This window comes from Saccharospirillum salsuginis (genome assembly GCF_014651855.1).
GTDB classification, from domain to species: domain Bacteria; phylum Pseudomonadota; class Gammaproteobacteria; order Pseudomonadales; family Natronospirillaceae; genus Saccharospirillum; species Saccharospirillum salsuginis.
On record NZ_BMXR01000004.1, the window covers coordinates 95,895 to 117,336 of the forward strand.

Genomic DNA, 21,442 nt, shown 5'->3' on the forward strand with positions numbered 1-21,442 from the left:
TGTAGGGGAGGGACCGGCCTGGTGGAAGCCGGTCAAATCGAAGTGGGCGAGTCGGGCGTATCCGTGGTGAAGAGTTTTTCCAGTTCGTTCTGGTGCCACATTTCCGCTTCCGGCCCCTGGTCGCTGCCGTTGTAGATGCCCAGCGCTTTCAGCTTTTGAAAAAATCCCTGACGCGGAATGGGTTTGCCGCCCTTTTGAATGACCAGGGCGGCACGTTGCGGCCGGCCAAGTAGGGCGTCGTCTTCCTGGATGGCTTCCAGCAGGGTGGCCAGTTGCTGGATCTGGCGGGGTGGCTGAATGCCCAGCTGCTCCGCCATGGCCTTGTACTGAATGGTTTCGCCCTGACAGCGCAGGGCGTCCAGTTCCCGAGCCAGGGCGTTGGTATCGATCATCGCGCCGGTAGATGGGCCGGTTGCAGGCGATATTGACGCAGAGTGGCGGCGAATTCCGCCAAAGCATCCGAACCGGCGTTTTCTGCTTTCTCGCACCAGGCTTTGAAAGCGGTGACCAGTTCATCGCGCGAGCGGGTGCGCAAGGCCCAGATCTGGTTCAGTTCTTCTTTCAGAGCATGCAGTTTCTGCAGCTCCGGATGTTTGTCGAAAAACTGGTCCATCCACTGATGGCGCGCTTCGTCCCAATGCTCCTGGTTTTGCGTCAGCCAGGTGGCGAGTCGGCGATAGTGGCGGCCGGCGGTTTCCCGGACGGTGCGGTCTTCACGAATGGCCTGCCGCAATACCTGACGCCGGAACTGGGCCATGATGCGAAAGCGATCATTGGCCGCCGCCATAGCGGTTTCCAGATCAATCAGGGATTTGTCGGTCTCGCGGTAGACGACCGGGCCGCGGCGAATGTTTTTAGCCATGCCCAGCCAACTGAACAGGCGGATATAGGTCCAGCCGATATCGAACTCGTACCAGCGGGACGACAGCTTGGCCGAATTGGGATAGGTGTGGTGGTTGTTGTGCAGTTCCTCTCCACCGATCAGCAGGCCGACCGGAGAGATGTTGCGAGCCGCGTCCGGGCTCTCGTAATTGCGGTAGCCCCAGAAATGCGCCAGACCGTTGATGATACCGGCGGCCCAGAAGGGGATCCAGAGCATTTGTATGGCCCAGATGGTGATGCCGATCGGCCCAAACAGGGCGATATTGATCAGCGCCAGGGTGGCGATGCCCGCCAGGTTGCCGAACCGGTGACTGTAGATGTTCCGCTCCAGCCAGTCATCCGGCGTACCCTTGCCAAAACGGTTCAGGGTGGTTTCGTCGGCGGCCTGTTTATACAGCTCCGATCCTTCCAGCAGTACTTTTTTCAATCCCAGCACTTGCGGGCTGTGCGGATCTTTCTCGGTCTCGCAGGTGGCATGATGGCGGCGGTGAATCGCGGTCCACTCGCGGGTCTTGATCGAGGTCGTCAACCACAACCAGAACCGGAAGAAATGCGCCAGGGCCGGATGCAGGTCCAACGCTCGATGCGCCGAGTGGCGGTGCAGATAGACGGTTACGGATACAATGGTGATGTGGGTCAGAATCAGGGTGTAGAGCACGGGTTGCCACCAGTGCCACTGCAGAAGGCCGGTTGCCAGGGTCATTCAGTCTTTCCTGTATGGATCAGAGTGGAAGTATAGGCAAGGGGGTTCACGCTGCCAATGACTGTCAGCCGACTTTACCCAAACGGCTTGAAGATTATTCCGGGGTGAAATCTTGTCATCATCTGACGCTCCGCGTCCCTAATGAGAGGTAGTCTCAACGCCAAACTGTGATGGCTGTCACGGTATTCTCATTTGGTAAATTTCTTGTGAATTTGTTCCGGTTTCGTCCTTACAAAGGCTGGTAGTTTGGCCCGGTCTTAATACGGAATGTCATGGAGTGTAAAAATGGCCGCGCTGAGACTGACCGGATTCCTGTGGCGGCAAACCTGGCTCAAAGCGGGTCTGCTGGCTCTGCTGATTGGGCTGATCACAGGATGTTCCCAGAATTTCGATGGCGATGATACCGCCGCCAAGTCCCTGAACGAAGCCGGCAAGGCTTTGTACGAATCCGAATGCGCGTCCTGCCACGGAGCCAATGGTTCCGGTGGTTCGGGCGGTCCGCTGGTGGCGTGTGCCACCTGTGGTAGCACCTCCTCCCTTGTCGCCAAGATCGAACAGGATATGCCCAGCGCCTCGAACCCGTTGCGCGGTGGGGATGCCCAGGATGTCGCCGACTACATCTACCACGCCTTCAACGAATCCGCGGTCGGCACCGTGGAGCGGGCCTTGCCGGGCGTCGCCACCATGACGCCGAAAGAATCGGTGCACAAGCTGGCGCTGGAACTGGCCGGTCGGTTGCCCACCGATGAGGAAGTCGATGAGTTTACCGGCAGTCTCGAGGGTGAAAAATCCGTTGTGTACGGATTCATGGAAGAGGATTACTTCTACGAGCGGCTCAAGGATGTGTTCAATGACAGCTTCCTGACTGACAAGTATCGTCCCGCAACCGGAGGACGTCTCAACGACGTTTACAACAAAGACCTGGAAGCGAATGAACGGGACGGTAACGTCTTCCCGATGATGGACTGGACCGATCGGGTATTGGATACCGATGGCGACGGTACCAACGATTTCGAATTGGGCAGCAATTACCTGGAGCACTTCAGCGACGAGGCTCTGGGTCGTAAACCGCTTCTGATGGTGGAATACCTGGCACGAAATGATCGGGATTTCCGAGAACTGGTCAGCGGTAAGTACACCGTGGTCAATGCGTTTTCCTATCGGGCGTTTGGCGGTGATACCGCAACGTCGAATGTAAAAGTAGTGAACCCTGATGGTTCGCCGAATCGGGGGGCATTGCCGGTAGTCGACAACGTTGAATGGGATACCTTCGACGATGTGAAGGATCTGACCGAGTATCTCGATATGCTGAACCTGGTCGGCCGTAACCAGTTTGGCAGCGGTGTGGACGTGAACGGCGGCTTGACAGCGCAGTATGTGATGGAAGCCTTCCCATACGACCCGCGCGATATCAAGCCGGTTCAGCTGTTTTACTCCGATTCGGAGGGCAATATCAAAACAGGTGGTGTTCCACACTCGGGTGTTCTGACCGATCTGGTGTTCCTGACCAAGTTCACAGCCATGAATACCAACCGTAACCGTCATCGCGCGCGCATGGTCTACTGGTTCTTCGCCGGTAAGGATTTGTTGGCCATCGATGGTAATCGGGATGTCACGGCCCTGGAACTGGACGAAGCCGACAACTCCGTGGGGGTTCAGGATCCGACCAAAACCAGCGAAGACTGTACCGTTTGTCATAAAATCATGGATCCAGTCGCACAGGCCTACAAACACTTCCGGCTGGACGGCCTGTACCAGGAAGACGCCGAGCTTCAGTTTTTACAAGGCGATGAACGACCGCTGGTCCCGGGTGTCCAGGTCGGTTGGGCTCAGGCGAATGCCCAGCTGAACCATTTTGACAGTGGAAGCACCAACTATTCCAGCCGTGAAGTGCAGTGGCTGGGTGAGCAGATCGCGAACGATTCGGCGTATGCCAAAGGCATCACGCAAATTGTCTTCAAAGGGTTGACCGGTCAGGACATTCTGGGTGCGCCTAATCCGGACTCCCCCGAGAACTATCGTAATAATTACGCCCAACAAGCCCGATTGATCACCAACGCAGCGTCGGAATTCGCCAGTTCGGATTTCGACATCAAAGCACTGGTGTACGCCATCACCAAGAGTGGTTACTACCGTGCGAGCGGTATGTACCAGGCTGGCTTGGAATCGGAATACGACGGCATCGGGTCGACCCGTCTGTTGCCGCCGGTGTACCTGAACCAGAAATTGCGTGCTCTGAATTCCGGCGGATGGCGGGGCAGTGTGAATTTGTACCGCCAGAACGATCGTCTGTTCATGGGGGGCAAAGACAGTCGTGAAGTGCTGGAAACGGCCGAGTCCGCCAGCGGCATCATCGCGACGCTCGCGGAAGCCATGGCGGTTGAGGAAGCTTGCGACATCATCGACAACGAGTTCGACCTGGATCGTTCCGAACGGACCCTGTTCAAACTGGTGGAGCGTTCGACCGACCTCGAAAACGATGTGGCGATCAATCGCCGGGCCGAGGCACTCGCGGTTCGTAACACCATTGCCTATCTCTACCTGGCCCTGTTGCACGAGGAAGTCGGCATCAACAGCGAAGAAGTCGATATCGCGTTCGATCTGTTCAAAGCGGTCATTGACGAAGACATCGATTCGGGTTGCAACGACGCTCGCAGCACAGTCGAAGACGCCTGGTATGCCGTGCTGGTGTATCTGCTCAATGATTATCGGTTTATTTACGGATAAGGGTGGCCGAGATGAAACGTCGTGATTTTCTAAAAACGGTCAGCGCAACAGGCATGGCGGTCTGTACACCGGCCATTGTCACCAATAAAGCCTACGCCGATCTGACACCGGTGGGTCGCTATTTCGTTTTCCTGCACCTGGGTGGTGGCTGGGATCCGACTTCGTTTTGCGATCCCAAGGGCAACATCACTCGCGGCAGTATCGACCCTGACACACGCAACAGCGGGTCAAGGGTGAACAAATTCTGCTCAGCCGCGATTCGCAAAGTGGCCGATGTGGCACTTGAAGACAATGTCGATGCGGATATGGTCTACGCACCGTATCGGGGGACTTTCAATGAAGGGGATATGGATCAGCCCGGCACTCCGGCCACCAACACCGGGGTCACCATAGAGCATGTTCGGCGCATGTTGGCCGGCTCACCGGATGGTACCGATCCGAGTCTTTTGCGGGCGGACCTGAGCGATGGGTTTGACTGGGCTACCGCCAAAAGCGATTCAGCCGAACAGATTCGGGCCAATGCCGAAGGTATACTGGAAGGTCGTCTGACCACCGTCGAATTCGATACCCTGGCCGATGCCATGGTCGGTGTGACTCGAAACGGCACCCAGATGGATGCCGATCGCTTCGTGTACGATGCGTTCTGTTGCCTCTATGGCAGTAAGGTCCGGATTCTGAACGGCGTCGACAACCGGACCAACGGCCACGATACCGGTACCCGTTTTGCCGATACCGGCAGTATGGATATGGCGTATCCGGACTTCAGCGCGTTGTACGCGGCCGTCAAAGGGGCGGACCGACCGCTGGCGTACATTACCGATGGCGGAGGCAATGATGAAACGGCGGGCTTGGTGCCTCGTTCCAGCGCCAGTGATGTCAATGTCTTCAACACCCTGGCAGACCCTGAGGGTGATTATCTCGATGGCGGTATGAAGGGGTTGGTTGAACAGGCCAAGCAACGTCGCCGGCAGTTACTGAGTGTCAAGGAATCTCTGCCGCGTCGGGATCGTCTGCAGAGTCAGTTGTATATGGTCCGGGACGAGGGGCTGGCGTTTTCCGGTGTCGCGACCCGGCTGGCCAACCCGACGGATCCGGCCGAGATCGAACTCAATGACGCCGCCAATAATGGGCGTCAACGTCAAATGCGCATTGGTGCGGCCGCCATGAGCACCGGTATGGCGTCATCCATGCAAATCGGCTTTGGCGGGTTCGATACCCACAACGACCACGACAACCGGCACTTTTTCCGCATTCGCGATGTGCTCGTCGACTTGCACTATCTTTGGCGTACGCTGTCTGTTTACGGCATCGATGGTCAAACCACCGTCGCACTGGGCTCCGACTTTGGCCGCACCCCCTGGTACAACAGTGGCGAAGGCAAGGATCACTGGGCCGTGACCAGCTACGTGTTGATGGGGCAGGATGTATCGGGTGGCACTGTGGTGAATGCCACGGACCCGTTGGTCGGCGCCCGGAATGTGCAGGTGTCGGGCAGTACATTGACGCCGGTGGACGAGGAGCAGAGTGGCAGTATCCGCATTACACCGGCGCATTTGCACCGGGGCTTGCGATCGATCGCCGGAATCTCGAATCACGATTTCAGCCTGACGTTCCCGATCGAAGCTGAAGATATTCCGGTATTCGGATAGTCTACGACATTATTACGACCTGGTGAGGAGAAGCAGTCCTGTGTCGATCAAGTCACTGACAATCACCCTGGTGGCCCTGTTGCTGGCCACCGGGTGTACCACGGTCAAGCCCTGGCAACGGGGTACCCTGGCCAAACCCGAAATGAGCTGGTCACCGGATCCGTTGGAGGCGACGCTCGAAAACCATATCTACTATTCCAAGGAAGCTTCCTTTGGCGGAACGGCCGCGGCAGGCGGTGGTTGCGGTTGTAACTGAGGAGTATGCATGTCTGCCGTAATGAAGAATCTTGCCCGCAGTGCCCTGGCCGTGCCCGGCATGGTGTCCGTGGCTCAGGCCGCCGCGCCGGCCGAGGCCGAGACCGGCTACCGTTTCACCTATTATTCCGAAGATGATTCGCCCGCCTCGCGCAGCGACGGCGGTGCCCAGGAGCGCTACAAGATCCAGGTGCATCAGTTCTATCTGATGATGCCCTTTGGCGACCACATGAGCTGGGATATCGAAACGTCCTTCGAGAGTATGTCCGGCGCCTCACCGGCCTATACCTATAAAGATGATGAGGATGTGACCCGGGTGTATATGAGCGGCGCCTCCACCGAGCGCCGTTTCGACCTCTATGGCTCCGGCCGGTACTACTGGTCCGAAGCGGAGGCGGGCGCTACCGCCGGTTTTTCGACCGAGCGGGACTATACCGCTTTTTTCGCCGGTACAGATGGGTCCATCCAGCTCAATGAGCAGATGACCACGATCAGTGGAGGTTTGAGCGCCGGGTATGACATCCTTAATCCGACTCAGGATTTCTCCGGCGATCAACAACAACAGGCCAATACGCCAGGCCGGTTCGCCGCCAAAGGGGAGTCGATTTGGCAGGTGTCCGCCTACGAGGGTGTGGGGCAGGTGATCGATATGAACACCGTCGTTCAGGCGGGCATCAGCGTCACCCACAAGAACGGCTATTTGTCGGATCCGTATCGCGAATACGCCGGTGCCGAAGTACCCTACGACATTCGACCGGACAACCGGACCCTGCTGACTCTCAGTGGCGGTGCACGTCGCTATTTCCCGGGGCCGGATGCGGCATTGCACGCCGATGTCCGTTTTCTCGTCGATACCTGGGATATTTTCTCCAGTACCTGGGAGGTCGCCTGGTACCAGAACTACGCGCCGAACTGGAACTGGTTCGTGGACAATGCCATCGATTTTCAACTGGTTCCCAAGCTGCGCTACTACCAGCAAACAGAGGCGTATTTCTACGAAATCCCGGACCACGGTGTGGCTGACCCCTACTATACGGCGGATACGACCACTTACTACTCCAGCGATCCCCGTCTGTCCAAATACGGCGCTTTAAGCATCGGGTTGTCTCTGAAGACCGATTTTCGCCAGTTCTCGTGGACCATTGGTGGAGAGCGCTACGCCGCCAATCCGGCCTACGGGTTCAATGGTGACGAGGAAACGCCGGGCCTGGTGTCGTTCTGGCGGTTGACCACCGGACTGGATTACCGGTTCTAGGCGGTCCGAGTGAGCGGCGAACCACGCCAACACCACTTCAGGGCCATGGGTGGCCCTTGTGTGCTCTCGGTTTATACCGATTGTGAATCGGGCCTGATGGACAGACTCGAAGCGGAAGTGCGCCGGCTCGAGACCAAGTACTCCCGCTTCGATCCGGACAGTCTGTTGTCCCGAATGAACCGCAGCGCCGGAGACTGGTTCGACATCGACCCGGAAACGGCCGGTTTGCTCGACTTCGCCGACCAGTGCTTTCGCGAAAGCGAGGGCCTGTTCGACATCACAACCGGAGTCTTGCGCCGGGCTTGGGACTTCAAGTCCGGCCGGTTGCCCGAGCAACGCCATTTGAATGCCGTGCTGTCCGCCGTGGGCTGGCCCCGGGTCGAGCGACGGGGATCCCGAATAAAAATTCCGACCGGCATGGAACTTGACCTCGGCGGACTGGTCAAAGAATTCGCCGCCGATCGGTTGCTTGCCCTGATGGCGGAAGCCGATGTCAGCGGTCTGGTCAACCTGGCCGGAGATATCGGGGTGACCGGACCACAGCCGGACGGGACGCCCTGGCTGGTCGGCATCAGCCATCCGCGTCGTCCGGGCCAGGCGGCGGCGACCTTGCCGCTGTCCTCGGGGGCTTTGGCGACCAGTGGCGACTATGAACGATTCATGGTGGTGAATGGACGCCGCTATTGCCATATTTTACACCCCGGTACCGGTTGGCCGGTACCGGGTGGGCCGGCTTCGGTCACTATCGTGACGGACCACTGTCTGTTGGCCGGAGCCCTGACCACCATGGCCATGTTGAAAGGTAAAGAAGCCGAAAGCTGGCTGGCTGGGCTGGGTGTGCCTTTCTTACTATTCGACGAACAATTGACAGTATCCGGAACACTGGCGTCGCGCTCACCGCGCCCGCATTCTCAATAGAGGTCCCATGAAACAGTTGCTGTATATCGTCCTGCTGAGCATGCTCGGTTTGGCCCAGGCCGCGGAATTCCTGCCCGTCGATGAAGCCTTCGAACTGGATGTGCGGCGCGATGGCGAACGCCTGCTACTGGACTGGGACATCGCCGAGGACTACTACCTCTATCGGGATCGCCATTCGCTGAATACCTTCGATGGCGGTGAAGTCGGGCCGGCGGAACTTGCCCAGGACTTTGTCATCAAGTACGACCCCAATTTCGATGAGGACATGGCGCTCTATTATGACCGCATGAGCGCTGAATACCCCGTCGTGGTAGATTCCGGGTACATCGAAGTCGTCTACCAGGGCTGCGCCGAGGCCGGCCTGTGTTATCCCCCGCAAAAACGCTATTTCGATCTGCAGGGTGTGGCCATGGAGCGCCCGGCGGCCGGTGCCGGCTCCGTCGGATCCTCGACATCGGATCTGGAAGGCGAGTTGATCAACTTTGCCGAACCGGCCGCGCCGGTTCAATCCACCGCTCCGGGGTCTAATCAACCCGGCGCGCCCGCCGCGGAAGTCGCGTCCATGTCCCTGGTGGCAGCCCTGGTGTTCGCCGCACTGGGCGGGCTGGTCCTGAATCTGATGCCCTGTGTGTTCCCGGTGTTGTCGCTCAAGGCGTTGCACATCGCTCAATACGGGCACGATCAGGGACACGCCCGCCTTCATGGCTGGATTTATACGTTGGGCGTAGTGCTCAGTTTTATGGTGGTGGCGGCTGTATTGCTGCTGCTGCGCCAGTTGGGTAACTGGGTGGGCTGGGGGTTCCAGCTGCAATCGCCGTATTTTGTGGCCTTCCTCGTCTTTCTGTTTTACATCCTCGCTCTGGCCATGGCCGGCTATGTGGAGGTCGGCCAACGCCTGATGGGCGTGGGGCAGGATCTGACCCAAAAGCCCGGTGCCTCGGGTACTTTCTTCACCGGTGTGCTGGCGACCCTGGTCGCGACACCCTGTACCGCGCCGTTCATGGGCTCCGCTATCGGTTTCGCCCTGCTGCAGCCGGCGGGCGTCGGCCTGTTGATCTTCGCCGTCATGGGTCTGGGCATGGCCTTGCCGATTCTGTTGATCACCTATTTGCCGGGCCTGGCCAAACGCCTGCCCAAGCCCGGGCACTGGATGACCGTCTTCCGTCAACTGATGGCCTTTCCGCTGTTCGCCACCGTACTCTGGCTGGTCTGGGTTCTGGTTGAGCTGGAAGGCTCCCAGGCGCTGCTAACAGTCGGTATCGGCTTGCTGCTGCTGACGGTGGCGGTCTGGCCGGCCCTGAACGTCCGCCCCGGAAGCGGTCCCTTCGTTCAAATCACCAAGCGCGGTTTGCGTGCGGCTGTGTTGGTGATCGCGGTTGTTCTGGTATTTGACCACCGGGAAGAAACCGAACTCTGGGAACCTTACGACGCCCAATTGGTTGACCGGTATCGGGCCCAAGGCGAGCCCGTGTTTCTGGATGTGACCGCCGCCTGGTGCATCACCTGTAAAGTCAATGAACGGGTGGCGTTGTCCGGTGATCGGTTCGAACAGTTGGTGAAAGATGAGGGCATTCGCCTGGTGAAAGCCGACTGGACCAATCCTTCACCCTCTGTCGATGCCCTGATCGAGGGGTTCGATCGTGAAGGCATTCCGCTCTATGCGTTTTACCCCGCCGATGGCGGTCCGCCACAGATGTTGCCTCAGGTGCTGACACCGGGTTTGATACAGGATACCTTCACCCAATAAACTTCGTTCGGTCGCCATAGCTGCTATCATGAAACGGTTGATCCGTCCGGCGGCAGGCCGGACGTTTATTTGGGTTGGGGAGTGGACAGACAGCACCGATGTTATTACCAGGTATTTTGGACATAGAAGCCTCCGGGTTCGGCCGGGGCAGTTATCCCATCGAAGTGGGGGTGGCCACCGAGACCGGAGACGAATATGCCTGGTTGATCACTCCGGAGCCTGATTGGGATCATTGGGATGACGACGCCGAGGCCATTCATGGCATCCGTCGCGATCAATTGTTGAGCGAAGGCTATCCCGTCACCCTGGTCGCCGACCAACTCAACGAACTGCTCGAAGGGCAGATCATGTACAGCGATGGCTGGGGCTTCGATTCCGGCTGGCTGGCCTTGCTCTTTTACCACGCCCGCAAAACCATGACGTTTCGCCTGGAAACACTGCCGCGTATTCTGAGCGATTACCAGCTCTCCATCTGGGATGAAACCAAGGAACGTATTCGCCGGGAACAGCAATTGACGCATCATCGGGCCGGTAAGGATGCCCGTGTGCTGCAATTGACCTTTGAAGCCACCCAGTTCCAGGAACACCAGCAACACATCCGCAAGACTTGAAAGACAGCGGGGGGCTCCCCAGCTTCTTTAGTCCCGCTTACAGAGGTACATCATCATGTCCGTCGCAGCCAGTATCGAGCAAAAACTCGCCGCTCTGAACCCACAGCACTTGATGGTGGAGAACGAGAGTCACAAGCACTCTGTGCCCGCCAACAGCGAAACGCACTTTCGCGTCGAGATCGTCAGCCCCGACTTCGAAAACGTGCGGGCCGTCAAGCGACACCAGCTGGTTTACGGTCTGTTGCAGGAAGAGCTGGCCGGACCGGTCCATGCACTGGCGATTCACGCATTCGCACCGGACGAGTGGCAGGGTGAAGCGCCGGCCTCCCCGGATTGCCGGGGAGGGAGTGGTCAATAGCCCGCCGGGGTAGGTCCAGTCAAGAGGCCCAGTGGTTGGTCCTGGATTAGAGTTTCTCGGGACTGTTCAGCAGGAGATAGAGGTCGGTCAGCAGTTCCGGAATCTGATCGAACATTTGCTTGAGCAGCTTGGGTTGGCGGTAAAGGGGTTGGTAGTCCGCTTCGTCGGCAAAGAAACCCGAGCCCACTTCGATCGGCAACAGAAGCGTTGCCAGGTTATCCTCGTTCGGATGGGTGAATCGTTCGGGCCGGGCGAACACCACTTCCATGAAACCCTCGCACCAGAACTGCATTGGTGAATCCTGCCAGTCGACCGTCGGCTCGAAGGTAACGCCGACCTGGTCGTCCGAATACAGCTCGTTCCCGATCGCCTGGCACAACGCCACGCAATGATCGGCGAACCATTGAGCCTCGTCCTCCGGCAGGTCGTGCAGGGAGGCACCCAGCGCATTGGCGAGCCATTCGTCGTCCAGCGGTTCGCCGCAGACGGTCAGAGCGGTCAGATAACCGTGCAAACCGTGAATGTCCAGGCATTCCTCGGGGCGTGCTTCGTCGTCCAGCCAGTCGGCCAGGGCGTCCAGGTCGAGATCTGTCATGTTACCGATCGTGGTTCAGTATGGGCGGACGATTATAACGAACCGTCGACCGGCTGGATATTATCACCGGGGCCACACGCTAAGTCTTTGACGCCGAACGGGTTTCCATGACACACCGGTCCCGTTACAATGCAGTCGAGCCTGACGGCTTCCTGTCTCCCCGTAGTTCAACCGGATAGAACGAGGCCCTCCTAAGGCTTAAATCCTGGTTCGAGTCCAGGCGGGGAGGCCATAACGACACACAGAGGTGCGATATGAGCGATACGCTGGCGATCATCGGAGGCACGGGGCTGACCCAGCTGCCGGGACTGACCATTTCCAAGGCACACGACGTGCAAACGCCTTTCGGCAGCCCGTCCGCGCCGATTCTGGAAGGTGAGCTGGACGGCCACCGTGTGCTGTTCCTGGCCCGGCACGGCCACCCGCACCGCATTCCGCCACACCAAGTCAACTATCGCGCCAATTTGTGGGCGCTGCAAAACCTGTATGCGACCGACGTCATTGCCGTGACAGCCGTGGGCGGCATCACGCACAACATGGCTGCCCGCAAGCTCGTGGTTCCGATCCAGATCATCGATTACACCTACGGACGTGACAACACCATATTCGAAGGCGAGTTGTCCCAGGTGACGCACGTCGATTTCAGTTATCCCTATACCGAAAGCCTGCGCCAACTGTTGTTGAAAGCGGCCAAACAAGTGGATGAGCCTGTGATCAACGGCGGTGTGTATGGCGCCACCCAGGGGCCGCGTCTGGAAACCGCCGCGGAGATTTTCCGGATGGAACAGGACGGTTGCGACGTCGTCGGCATGACCGGTATGCCGGAAACGGTATTGGCGCGAGAATTGAAATTGCGCTATGCGGCCTTGTCCGTCATCGTCAATCCGGCGGCCGGTAAAGGCGAGGGCGTGATCACGATCAAGGAGATCGAAGAGAATCTGGACGATGGAATGGAACGGGTCAAGCGCATACTGCACACCGCCGTGGATCAGTTCTACGGCTGAATGCTGAACGAGTACGGCGTTATTCCGTACTCGACAGCATCGACTGAATCGTCTCGCGCATCTCGTCGAACAGCTGTTGCCACTGGTTCTGGTAGTCGCTGAACTCGGAGCCCAATTCGGCGAGTGCGATCCGGCTTTCGGTCAAGGCCTGGCTGCTTTCGGCGACCCCCTGTAAATCGGGCTGCTCCAGTCTGTTCTGCTGCTGTTCCAGATAGTAGATCGTCTGATTCAAATTCCGTTTGTCCGCTGGGCTGGCCGACGGCGTGTTTTCCAGTGCTTCGCGCAGCGATGCCACCAATTGTTCTATGGCATTCTGCAATGCTTGTGCGTAGCGTTCAAGTTCCGGTTCCAGCTTTCGGTTCATCTCATCCGCTCGTTGTCGAAGCTCCCGGGCGAGTTGCTCCATCTCGCGTGCGGCTTGCGACGAATGGCGTGACCACTCGGAGGACAAGCGATCACTCAGGCCGGACAAAGTTCCCATGACCCGATCGACGATGGGTCGATCGTTAAAGGCGTCGTAGGTGGCGTAGTAGTCTACGCGCCAGCGATCGTCTGTCTGAACCAGATGGGTCGTCACCGTTCGCTCGGCACCGTTTGCGTCCGACAAGCCGGACAATACCACATCGACGGTCGCTGCCTGTTGGTCGATGACGATTCGGCCGAGGCTGAAGTCGACACCTTGCCAGCTTTGATCATAACCGTCATAAGCGGCGGTGCTGACCAGGGTCGAGAGTCGGGTGACGGTCTCGGCGTCGTCTTCGATCATGGCTTGCCAATAGGCGTGAGTCACGTCCCGGGGCGTTGTCGGCGAACAGGCCATCAGTCCAAGGGCTAGGCCCGTGGCGATGATTGAACGAATCCGCATGAGCATGCCGGGGTCAGCCGTTGTCCTGGAATTCGATCGGAGTGATCAATACCAGTAAGCCGAATTCAGGGTTGTCCAGGTAGTGCAGTTCGGTACTGCGCATCCGGCGACGCTGCTGCAGGCGAACGCTTTCCGTGGCGACGTAATACCGATTGTCGACCTGGGTGACGCCGGCCGTCTGCATGCGCGGTGATTGTTCGCCCAGCGACAGGCCCGGGAAGGGCTCCAGGGCGTCCGGACCCGCGCTTTCGCCTTCGTCGATCAGACGAAACGGGTTGTCGGTCTGGGCGTAGCGGACCAGTTGCAAATCCGTCACCAGGTGCAGGTAACGCTCGACATAGAGGTTGACATAACCTTGCAGTTCCGACTGTTGCCCGTATTGGTCACCGCCCCGAATGCGGATGGGAATGACCTCATTCCGACCCGGTACCGGTTGCATCCAGGCCTGGTGGTAAAGAATGCGAAAACCACGAGTCCGTTCCAGTTCGGTGCGCTCGGCCATCAGTTGTTGCTCTTCCGGTGACAGCGGCTCGAAAGGGGTGGGGCGGTTCGCGGCGTCTATATCCGGCGAAACGACCTCGACATCATCGGGTTCCCCGGCGGTACCGGGTTCATCGATCGTGATGACCGGGGTGCGACTGGAGAGGCTGGGGTAGGTGGGCCACTGTTCCGGGCTTTCGGTGCCATAGTCCGGATTTTCGAATATCAGCAATTCGACTTGATACCAACGTTCTTCTTCCTCGGCCCATAACAGGGGGGCCGCCAAACCGATTATGGCGGCCGCGAGCGCGGTTTTCACGGTCATGCTGAGTCTCACTGGGGTTTCCTGATGATCAGTTTGATGATTTCATCCACGGTGTCAAACCGGGACTCGGGCGTCGGGCTGTCCGCTTCGAAGCGCAACTGAGTGCCGTTTTTTAGTTTGAATCGTTGCGGCATCGATTGGATCAGCTGAACCAGGGTGAACGGGTCCACCGTGGTGTTCGTGCCGAAATCAATGAAGCCTCCGGTCAGGCCGACATCCAGCCGTTCGATGCCCAACGGTTCGATGCGTTGTCGCAGAGCGGTCTGACGGAACAGGTAGTTGACCGGATCCGGCAGCAGGCCGAAGCGGTCGATCATTTCCACCTGCAGCTCTCGCAATTCATTCTCGTTCTCCGCCGAAGCAATGCGCTTATAGAGGGTCAAACGGGTGTTGATGTCCGGAACATAGTCGGAAGGGATCAGTGCCGGGATGCGCAGGTTGATGTCCGGGCCGTGGCTTTCGGCGTCTTCCAGCGAAAAAGACTCGCCGGATTGAATGGCCTTGACCGCCTTGTTCAGCATGTCCAGATACAACGAGAAGCCGATGCCCTCGATATGACCGCTCTGTTCATCGCCCAGTAACTCGCCGGCGCCGCGTATCTCCAGATCGTGCGTCGCCAAGGTGAAACCGGCGCCAAGGTCCTGGGCCTCGCCGATGGCTTCGAGTCGTTTCTGGGCGTCCTTCGCCAGTGTCTTCCAGGGCGGTGTCATCAGATACGCGTAGGCCTGATGGTGGGACCGGCCGACACGGCCGCGCAACTGGTGCAGTTGGGCCAGGCCGAATCGGTCCGCCCGTTCGATGACGATGGTGTTCGCCGTCGGCACGTCGATGCCGGTCTCGATGATGGTGGTGCACAGCAGCAGGTTGAAGCGCTTGTGATAGAAATCCGACATGATGCGCTCGAGCTGGCGTTCCGGCATCTGGCCATGGGCCACGACGATTCGCGCTTCGGGCACCAATTCGCGCAGATGCTGGGCGGTTTTCTCGATGGTGCTGACTTCGTTGTGCAGGTAGTAGACCTGGCCGCCACGCAATACCTCCCGCAGGATGGCCTCCTTGACCTGGGCGTCTTCGCGCTCGCGAACAAAGGTTTTCACCGACAGGCGGCGAGCCGGCGGCGTGGCGATGATGCTCAGGTCGCGCACACCGGACATGGACATGTTCAGTGTGCGGGGAATCGGCGTCGCGGTCAGGGTCAGAATGTCGACATTGGCGCGCAGCGCCTTGATTTTCTCTTTCTGGCCGACACCGAAACGGTGTTCCTCGTCGATGATCAGCAGGCCCAGATCCTTGAACTTGATGTCTTTCTGGAGCAGCTTGTGGGTGCCGACCACGATGTCGACCTTGCCGTCCTCGATTCCGTCGATGATGCTCTTGGTCTCGCTGCCGCTGCGGAAGCGACTGAGCGCTTCCACCCGGACCGGCCAGTCGGCGAACCGGTCGCGGAAATTCTCGAAATGCTGTTGGGCGAGCAGGGTGGTAGGCACCAGCACCGCCACCTGTCGCCCGGCCTGGGCCGCGATGAAGGCGGCCCGTAGCGCCACCTCGGTTTTGCCGAAGCCGACGTCGCCGCAGACCAGGCGGTCCATCGGTTGTTCGCGTTTCATATCGTGGATAACGGCGTCGATGGCCTGAGCCTGGTCGGCGGTTTCCTCGAAGCCGAACCCGGCCGCGAACTGGGTGTACTCGCTCGGATCGAAATTGAAGGTATGGCCTTCCTGGGCTTCACGCTGAGCGTAGAGGGCGAGCAATTCCGCCGCCGTGTCGCGAATCTTTTCCGCCGCCTTGCGCTTGGTCTTGACCCAGCGGTCGTTGCCTAGCTTGTGCAGCGGGGCGTACTCAACATCGGCGCCGGAGTAGCGACTGATCAGGTGCAGGTTGCTGACCGGGACATACAGTTTACTGCCCTGGGCGTATTCCAGTTGCAGAAATTCCTGTTCCTGCCCGTCCAGTTCCAGGGTTTCCAGGCCCTGGTAGCGGCCCACACCGTGGTCGATGTGAACCACGGGGCTGCCGATGGACAGTTCCGTCAGGTTCTTGATGACCTGATCCGAGCTGTCCTGGCGGGCCTGGGTGCGTCGACGCTGTTGAACGACGTAGTCGCCGAACAACTGGGATTCGCTGATCAAGGTGAAACCGGCTTCACGGGCCACCAACCCCTGACTCAGCGGGGCTACGGTCAGACCGATGTCGATGCCGTCGTCGATGAACGCGCGAACGGAGTCCACCGAGCGCGGCGTGATCCGAATCCGCGCCAGCAGGTCGCGCAATGCTTCCCGGCGCCCCATGGATTCCGCGCAGAACAGGATTCTGTTGTCGGTTTCCTTGAGGAAGCACTCCAACCTGTTCAGCGGCTCCTGGGCGCGGTGATCGATCGGGTACGAGTCCGGTGTGTCGACCGGCAGGTTCAGGTGGCCGGCCTGCTCGCGTACCGGTGAGCGGGACAGGGTGATGCGGGCGAAGGACTTGGCGACTGAAAACACCTCGTCCTCCGGCATGAACAGCTCGCGTGGCGTCAGTATCGGCTGGGTGATGTCGTGGCGACGGTTCTCGTAGCGATCCTCCACTTCCGACCAGAACAGGCGCAATTGGTCGGCGAGGCTGTCGAAATACAGCACCAGGGTGTCTTCGGGCACATAGTGCCAGAGTGTGTCGGTGCGTTCATAAAACAGCGGCAGGAAGTACTCGATACCGCCCGGCGCGATGCCTTCGCTGACATCCTGGTAAACCGCGCAGCGGCTGAAATCGACCTCGAAACGCTCTCGAAAGGCCTGGCGGAAACGGGCGATGCCGGTTTCGGTCATCGGTACTTCCCGGCCAGGCAGCAGGGTGATGCGCTCCAATTCCTCTTCGGATCGCTGGGTGTCCGGATCGAAATATTTCAGCGTCTCGATCTCGTCGTCGAACAGGTCGACGCGAATCGGCCGTTCGGAGCCCATCGGGTAGATGTCCAGAATCGAGCCGCGCACCGCGAATTCGCCGTGCTCATAAACGGTATCGGTGCCGCGGTAACCGGCGCTTTCGAGTTGGCGGCGCTGTGTGGCGATATCGATGGTCTGGCCCACATGCCAGTCGAAGGCGGTCCCGATCAGGGCTTCGTGCGGCGGCAGGCGATGACTCAGGTTGGCCGCAGTGGTCAGGCAGACGGCCCGGGGCTGCTTGGCGAGCTCGTTCAATACCCGCAGCCGTTCGGAAATGATGTCTTCGTGCGGCGAGAAATTGTCGTAGGGCAGCGTTTCCCAGTCCGGGAAGGAGAGGATCTCCCAGTCTTCCTGGCCGCGAAACACAGCCAGTTCGCCGGCCAGGCGGTCCAGTTCGGTCGGGCCGTCGGCGATGACCAGCACCGTTCCGGTGTGTCGGCTGACCACATCGGCGATGTAGGCGCTGTCCGCGCATCCGACCAGGTTGCCGGTGTGGCGATGGTCTCCGGGGCGTTCGGGAAAATTCAGGGTTTGACTGAGCATGGCTGTCCGAGCGTGGTTCCTGACTTTAAAGGCCGCGAATCCTAGCAGAAAAGGGGTAGGGCGCCCAGCCGATACCGAGAGCGGTCTATCCCAAACGGAGGTAGCCATTCATACCCCCGATCCTTATACTTACGCTCGCATTTTTTGGGTGGGTTGGACTGGAACGCCATTTTCGGCACAAATTCCGCCATCCCGAAACGTATTTGACACCAGATTTCAGGGATTGGGCGCTCCCCGTGCGGTTCGCCTCCCTCCCGTTTCTGACAGTCATTGGACACAGCACACTATGATTACGATCAAAAAAGGGCTGGACCTGCCGATCTCGGGCGCACCGCGCCAGGAGATATCCGACGGGCAACCGGTCAGTACGGTGGCGTTGGTGGGCTTCGACTACCATGGCATGAAACCGACGATGTTGGTGCGCGAAGGAGACCGGGTCAAGCTCGGTCAACCGGTGTTTACCGACAAAAAGAACGAAGGTGTGACCTACACCGCACCGGCCAGCGGTGTGGTCAAGGCCATTCACCGGGGCGCTCGCCGCGTCTTCCAATCCCTGGTTATCGATGTCGAGGGTGACGATGAAGTGACCTTCGAGGCGACCCCGGCGGATCGGCTCGATGGGCTCTCAAACGAGTCCCTGCGCGATCTGCTGGTAACGTCCGGCTTCTGGACCGCGTTCCGCACCCGGCCGTTTTCCAAGGTGCCGGCCATCGACAGCAAACCAACGGCTATCTTCGTTCAGGCGATCGATACCCAGCCGCTGGCGGCGGACCCGGCCAAGATCATCGCCGACGATCGGGACGCCTTCAGCCAGGGGCTGTCTCTGCTGACCAAGCTGACAGAAGGCAAGGTCTGGCTGTGCAAATCCCCAGGTGCCGACATTCCGACGGCATCCGGTGTCTCTGTCGAAGAGTTCAATGGCAAGCACCCGGCCGGGAATCCCGGTACCCACATCCATTTCCTGGAACCGGTCCATGCCGACAAAGTCGTCTGGACCATCGGTTATCAGGACGTCATCGCCCTGGCCAAACTGGTCACCACCGGCCGGCTGAGCACAGACCGGGTCGTTGCGCTGGCCGGTCCCCAGGTCAAGGAACCGCGTCTGGTGCGCACCCGTATCGGTGCCTCTCTGGCCGAACTGACCCGCGACGAACTGGAAGGCGACGACAACCGACTGATCTCCGGCTCCGTGTTCGGCGGCCGGGGTGGTCTGGAAGAGGCCGATTATTTGGGCCGTTACCACAACCAGGTCACTGTCCTCGCCGAAGGGCGCGAGCGGCCGATGTTGCATTACCTGCACGCCGGTAAGGAACGTCATTCCATCCTGAACATCTATGTCTCCAAATTGCTCAAGGGCAAGACGTTCAACTTCACCACCACGACCAACGGTTCCGAGCGCGCCATGCTACCGGTGGGACAGTATGAGCGGGTCATGCCGCTCGACATACTGCCGACCCAGTTGCTGCGTGCGCTGGTGGTGGGCGATATCGATTCCGCCGAGAAGTTGGGGGCGCTGGAGCTGGACGAGGAAGACCTGGCTCTGTGCACCTATGTGTGTGCCGGTAAGTACGAATACGGCCCGATCCTGCGGGAGAATCTGACCCGCATCGAGCTGGAGGGGTAAGGCATGGGATTGAGAAATACACTCGACAAGATGGCGCCGCACTTCGAGAAGGGCGGCCGGTATGAAAAGTGGTACGCGCTTTACGAAGCCGTGGATACCGTCTTCTACATGCCGAATACGGTCACGCGCACAACGGCGCATGTCCGTGACGGCATGGACCTGAAACGCATCATGATCACCGTCTGGTTGTGCACCTTCCCGGCGATGTTCTGGGGCATGTGGAACCTGGGTTATCAGGCCAACACCGCCATAGCCGCGGGCCTGCCGGTGAGCGAAGGATGGCGCGAAGCCATCATCGCCCTGCTGGCCGGGCACGATCCGTCCAGTATCTGGGACAACCTCATTTATGGCGCGGCCTACTTTGTGCCGATCTACGCGGTGACCTTCATCGTCGGCGGCTTCTGGGAAGTGTTGTTCGCCATGGTGCGCGGCCATGAAGTCAACGAAGGCTTCTTCGTGACTTCGGTCCTGTTCGCGCTGATTTGCCCGCCGGATCTGCCGTTGTGGCAGGTGGCGCTCGGCATCAGTTTCGGCGTTGTGATCGGCAAGGAAGTCTTCGGTGGAACCGGTAAAAACTTCCTGAACCCGGCCTTGACCGGCCGTGCTTTCCTCTATTTCGCCTACCCGGCTTCCATGTCGGGCGATTCGGTCTGGACCGCCGTGGATGGTTTCTCTGGCGCCACGGCCCTGAGCCACGCCTTCAGCGACGGTTTGGTGGAAGGTGCCCTGGGTGGAATCAGCTGGATGGATGCGTTCCTGGGTATCCAGCAAGGCTCCGTCGGCGAAGTGTCCACCCTGATGATTTTCCTCGGCGGCACCGTGCTGCTGGTTATGGGGATCGCCAGCTGGCGCATCGTACTCGGCGTCATGATCGGTATGGTGGCCCTGTCCACTCTGCTTAATGTCGTCAGTTCGGACAGCAACCCGATGTTCGCCTTGCCCTGGTATTGGCACATGGTCGTCGGTGGTTTCGCGTTCGGCATGATCTTTATGGCGACCGATCCGGTCTCGGCCTCCATGACCGACACCGGCAAGATCTGGTTCGGTATTCTGATCGGTGTGATGACAGTCATGATCCGTGTCATCAACCCGGCCTTCCCGGAAGGTATTATGCTGGCCATTCTGTTCGCCAACATCTTCGCGCCGACGATCGACCACTTCGTCGTTCAGAGAAACATCAACCGGAGGCTTGCACGTGTCCAGTAAGAAAGACTCCATTCGATACATTTTCACCGTCGCCTTCCTGGTGTGCTTGGTGTGCGCGGTCGTTGTCTCAACCGCGGCCGTGGTTCTGCGTCCGATCCAGCAGGAAAACCGCCAGGCGGACCTGCGCAAGAACATCCTGGCCGCCGCCGGCCTGTGGGATCCGAGCAAGACCGTCGCCGAGCAGTTCGAGCAGGTGGAGACCCGCCTGGTGAACCTGAATACCGGCACCTTTTCGGATGAATTCGACACCGAGACGTACGACCCGCGTTCCGCCGCCCGTGATCCGGCCTTATCCGAATCGGTATCGGCCGAGCATGACATCGCCAGCATCAAACGGCGCGAGACGTACACCGAGGTGTACCTGATCAATAACGACGCCGGAGACCTGCAGACCATCATCCTGCCGATCCGTGGCTACGGTTTGTGGTCTACGCTGTGGGGTTTCATCGCTCTGGAAGATGATATGGATACCATCAAGGGTCTGGGTTTCTATGAACATGCCGAGACGCCTGGACTGGGTGGCGAGGTCGACAACCCCGCCTGGAAAGCCCAGTTCGTCGGAAAGGAAGTCTACGGTGAGGAAAACAACGTTCAGCTGGCGCTGAAGAAAGGGGGAGTCAACCCCGAACTGGAGTCCGACCGTCGCTACAAGGTCGACGCGCTCAGTGGCGCCACCCTGACCAGTAACGGTGTGTCCAACCTGATCCAGTACTGGTTGGGCGAGCGTGGTTTCAAACCCTTCCTTCAAAATCTGAAAGCGGGAGAAGCGTGATC

General features: G+C 59.2%; 18 protein-coding genes and 1 tRNA gene. 13 read left to right on the forward strand and 6 right to left on the reverse strand.

What is annotated here, in order from left to right:
* Nucleotides 1–32 precede the first annotated feature (32 nt).
* Nucleotides 33–392 (reverse strand): hypothetical protein, encoded by a 360-nt coding sequence (locus IE111_RS08825; protein WP_189608200.1) that lies wholly within the window; start codon nucleotides 390–392, stop codon nucleotides 33–35.
* Nucleotides 389–1,585: a DesA family fatty acid desaturase gene (locus IE111_RS08830; RefSeq protein WP_189608201.1), complete on the reverse strand. Its 1,197-nt coding sequence runs from the start codon at nucleotides 1,583–1,585 to the stop codon at nucleotides 389–391. Before IE111_RS08830 ends, IE111_RS08825 begins: the two co-directional genes overlap by 4 nt.
* A gap of 285 nt (nucleotides 1,586–1,870) precedes the next feature.
* Here IE111_RS08830 and IE111_RS08835 point away from each other — a divergent pair, with 285 nt between their 5' ends.
* From IE111_RS08835 to IE111_RS08870, 8 genes are all read left to right on the forward strand, one after another.
* Nucleotides 1,871–4,312 (forward strand): c-type cytochrome, encoded by a 2,442-nt coding sequence (locus IE111_RS08835; RefSeq protein WP_189608202.1) that lies wholly within the window; start codon nucleotides 1,871–1,873, stop codon nucleotides 4,310–4,312.
* A gap of 11 nt (nucleotides 4,313–4,323) precedes the next feature.
* Entirely contained in the window at nucleotides 4,324–5,961 is a 1,638-nt protein-coding gene (locus tag IE111_RS08840; RefSeq protein WP_189608203.1) for a DUF1501 domain-containing protein, read from the forward strand.
* A 40-nt stretch (nucleotides 5,962–6,001) separates the two neighbouring features.
* Nucleotides 6,002–6,217: a DUF4266 domain-containing protein gene (locus IE111_RS08845; RefSeq protein WP_229805299.1), complete on the forward strand. Its 216-nt coding sequence runs from the start codon at nucleotides 6,002–6,004 to the stop codon at nucleotides 6,215–6,217.
* Between the two features lie 9 nt (nucleotides 6,218–6,226).
* Nucleotides 6,227–7,471: a DUF3570 domain-containing protein gene (locus IE111_RS08850; RefSeq protein WP_189608204.1), complete on the forward strand. Its 1,245-nt coding sequence runs from the start codon at nucleotides 6,227–6,229 to the stop codon at nucleotides 7,469–7,471.
* A 45-nt stretch (nucleotides 7,472–7,516) separates the two neighbouring features.
* The gene (locus tag IE111_RS08855) at nucleotides 7,517–8,389 is read left to right on the forward strand and encodes an FAD:protein FMN transferase (protein WP_189608522.1); all 873 of its coding nucleotides are present in this window, start codon (nucleotides 7,517–7,519) and stop codon (nucleotides 8,387–8,389) included.
* Nucleotides 8,390–8,396: 7 nt separating this feature from the next.
* Complete coding sequence (locus IE111_RS08860) at nucleotides 8,397–10,136, forward strand: protein-disulfide reductase DsbD family protein (RefSeq protein ID WP_189608205.1); 1,740 nt, start codon at nucleotides 8,397–8,399, stop codon at nucleotides 10,134–10,136.
* Nucleotides 10,137–10,234: 98 nt separating this feature from the next.
* The gene (locus IE111_RS08865; protein ID WP_189608206.1) at nucleotides 10,235–10,747 is read left to right on the forward strand and encodes a 3'-5' exonuclease; all 513 of its coding nucleotides are present in this window, start codon (nucleotides 10,235–10,237) and stop codon (nucleotides 10,745–10,747) included.
* A 55-nt stretch (nucleotides 10,748–10,802) separates the two neighbouring features.
* Nucleotides 10,803–11,105, forward strand: a complete 303-nt coding sequence (locus IE111_RS08870) for a BolA family protein (RefSeq protein WP_189608207.1) — start codon at nucleotides 10,803–10,805, stop codon at nucleotides 11,103–11,105.
* 46 nt (nucleotides 11,106–11,151) lie between these two features.
* Here the strand turns inward: IE111_RS08870 and IE111_RS08875 are convergent, their stop codons facing one another.
* The gene (locus IE111_RS08875) at nucleotides 11,152–11,700 is read right to left on the reverse strand and encodes a YecA/YgfB family protein (protein WP_189608208.1); all 549 of its coding nucleotides are present in this window, start codon (nucleotides 11,698–11,700) and stop codon (nucleotides 11,152–11,154) included.
* 156 nt (nucleotides 11,701–11,856) lie between these two features.
* Here IE111_RS08875 and IE111_RS08880 point away from each other — a divergent pair.
* Both IE111_RS08880 and IE111_RS08885 read left to right on the forward strand, forming a co-directional pair.
* Nucleotides 11,857–11,932 (forward strand) — tRNA-Arg (locus IE111_RS08880).
* A 22-nt stretch (nucleotides 11,933–11,954) separates the two neighbouring features.
* Nucleotides 11,955–12,704 carry an S-methyl-5'-thioinosine phosphorylase gene (locus IE111_RS08885; protein WP_189608209.1) on the forward strand — a complete coding sequence of 250 codons (750 nt, stop codon included), beginning with the start codon at nucleotides 11,955–11,957 and terminating at the stop codon, nucleotides 12,702–12,704.
* A 19-nt stretch (nucleotides 12,705–12,723) separates the two neighbouring features.
* Here IE111_RS08885 and IE111_RS08890 read toward each other — a convergent pair whose 3' ends face one another.
* Genes IE111_RS08890 through mfd form a run of 3 tightly spaced genes read right to left on the reverse strand, consistent with a single transcriptional unit; the run spans nucleotide 12,724 to nucleotide 17,838 of the window.
* The gene (locus IE111_RS08890) at nucleotides 12,724–13,569 is read right to left on the reverse strand and encodes a DNA repair protein RecN (RefSeq protein ID WP_189608210.1); all 846 of its coding nucleotides are present in this window, start codon (nucleotides 13,567–13,569) and stop codon (nucleotides 12,724–12,726) included.
* A 13-nt stretch (nucleotides 13,570–13,582) separates the two neighbouring features.
* A complete protein-coding gene (locus IE111_RS08895; protein ID WP_189608211.1) occupies nucleotides 13,583–14,374 on the reverse strand; it encodes a CsiV family protein in 792 nt (263 codons plus the stop codon).
* 8 nt (nucleotides 14,375–14,382) lie between these two features.
* A complete protein-coding gene (gene mfd / locus IE111_RS08900; RefSeq protein WP_189608212.1) occupies nucleotides 14,383–17,838 on the reverse strand; it encodes a transcription-repair coupling factor in 3,456 nt (1,151 codons plus the stop codon).
* A gap of 286 nt (nucleotides 17,839–18,124) precedes the next feature.
* On the opposite strand from mfd, the gene IE111_RS08905 reads away from it, so the two are divergent.
* The 3 genes from IE111_RS08905 to IE111_RS08915 are packed head-to-tail and all read left to right on the forward strand — an operon-like array spanning nucleotide 18,125 to nucleotide 21,440.
* Nucleotides 18,125–19,462, forward strand: coding sequence for a Na(+)-translocating NADH-quinone reductase subunit A (locus IE111_RS08905; RefSeq protein ID WP_189608213.1), 1,338 nt, complete (start codon nucleotides 18,125–18,127; stop codon nucleotides 19,460–19,462).
* Nucleotides 19,463–19,465: 3 nt separating this feature from the next.
* A complete protein-coding gene (locus IE111_RS08910; protein ID WP_189608214.1) occupies nucleotides 19,466–20,668 on the forward strand; it encodes an NADH:ubiquinone reductase (Na(+)-transporting) subunit B in 1,203 nt (400 codons plus the stop codon).
* Nucleotides 20,658–21,440, forward strand: a complete 783-nt coding sequence (locus IE111_RS08915) for a Na(+)-translocating NADH-quinone reductase subunit C (RefSeq protein WP_189608215.1) — start codon at nucleotides 20,658–20,660, stop codon at nucleotides 21,438–21,440. The genes IE111_RS08910 and IE111_RS08915 overlap by 11 nt, the downstream gene beginning before the upstream one ends.
* Nucleotides 21,441–21,442: the final 2 nt, after the last annotated feature.

Bases quoted from the DNA above. Each gene is read 5' to 3' on its own strand.
- IE111_RS08840 (WP_189608203.1), top strand. From the start codon at position 4,324: ATGAAACGTCGTGATTTTCTAAAAACGGTCAGCGCAACAGGCATGGCG.
- IE111_RS08885 (WP_189608209.1), top strand. From the start codon at position 11,955: ATGAGCGATACGCTGGCGATCATCGGAGGCACGGGGCTGACCCAGCTG.
- IE111_RS08895 (WP_189608211.1), bottom strand. From the start codon at position 14,374: ATGACCGTGAAAACCGCGCTCGCGGCCGCCATAATCGGTTTGGCGGCC.
- mfd (WP_189608212.1), bottom strand. From the start codon at position 17,838: ATGCTCAGTCAAACCCTGAATTTTCCCGAACGCCCCGGAGACCATCGC.
- IE111_RS08890 (WP_189608210.1), bottom strand. From the start codon at position 13,569: ATGCGGATTCGTTCAATCATCGCCACGGGCCTAGCCCTTGGACTGATG.
- IE111_RS08870 (WP_189608207.1), top strand. From the start codon at position 10,803: ATGTCCGTCGCAGCCAGTATCGAGCAAAAACTCGCCGCTCTGAACCCA.
- IE111_RS08850 (WP_189608204.1), top strand. From the start codon at position 6,227: ATGTCTGCCGTAATGAAGAATCTTGCCCGCAGTGCCCTGGCCGTGCCC.
- IE111_RS08825 (WP_189608200.1), bottom strand. From the start codon at position 392: ATGATCGATACCAACGCCCTGGCTCGGGAACTGGACGCCCTGCGCTGT.
- IE111_RS08865 (WP_189608206.1), top strand. From the start codon at position 10,235: ATGTTATTACCAGGTATTTTGGACATAGAAGCCTCCGGGTTCGGCCGG.
- IE111_RS08910 (WP_189608214.1), top strand. From the start codon at position 19,466: ATGGGATTGAGAAATACACTCGACAAGATGGCGCCGCACTTCGAGAAG.
- IE111_RS08860 (WP_189608205.1), top strand. From the start codon at position 8,397: ATGAAACAGTTGCTGTATATCGTCCTGCTGAGCATGCTCGGTTTGGCC.
- IE111_RS08875 (WP_189608208.1), bottom strand. From the start codon at position 11,700: ATGACAGATCTCGACCTGGACGCCCTGGCCGACTGGCTGGACGACGAA.
- IE111_RS08905 (WP_189608213.1), top strand. From the start codon at position 18,125: ATGATTACGATCAAAAAAGGGCTGGACCTGCCGATCTCGGGCGCACCG.
- IE111_RS08835 (WP_189608202.1), top strand. From the start codon at position 1,871: ATGGCCGCGCTGAGACTGACCGGATTCCTGTGGCGGCAAACCTGGCTC.
- IE111_RS08830 (WP_189608201.1), bottom strand. From the start codon at position 1,585: ATGACCCTGGCAACCGGCCTTCTGCAGTGGCACTGGTGGCAACCCGTG.
- IE111_RS08855 (WP_189608522.1), top strand. From the start codon at position 7,517: ATGGGTGGCCCTTGTGTGCTCTCGGTTTATACCGATTGTGAATCGGGC.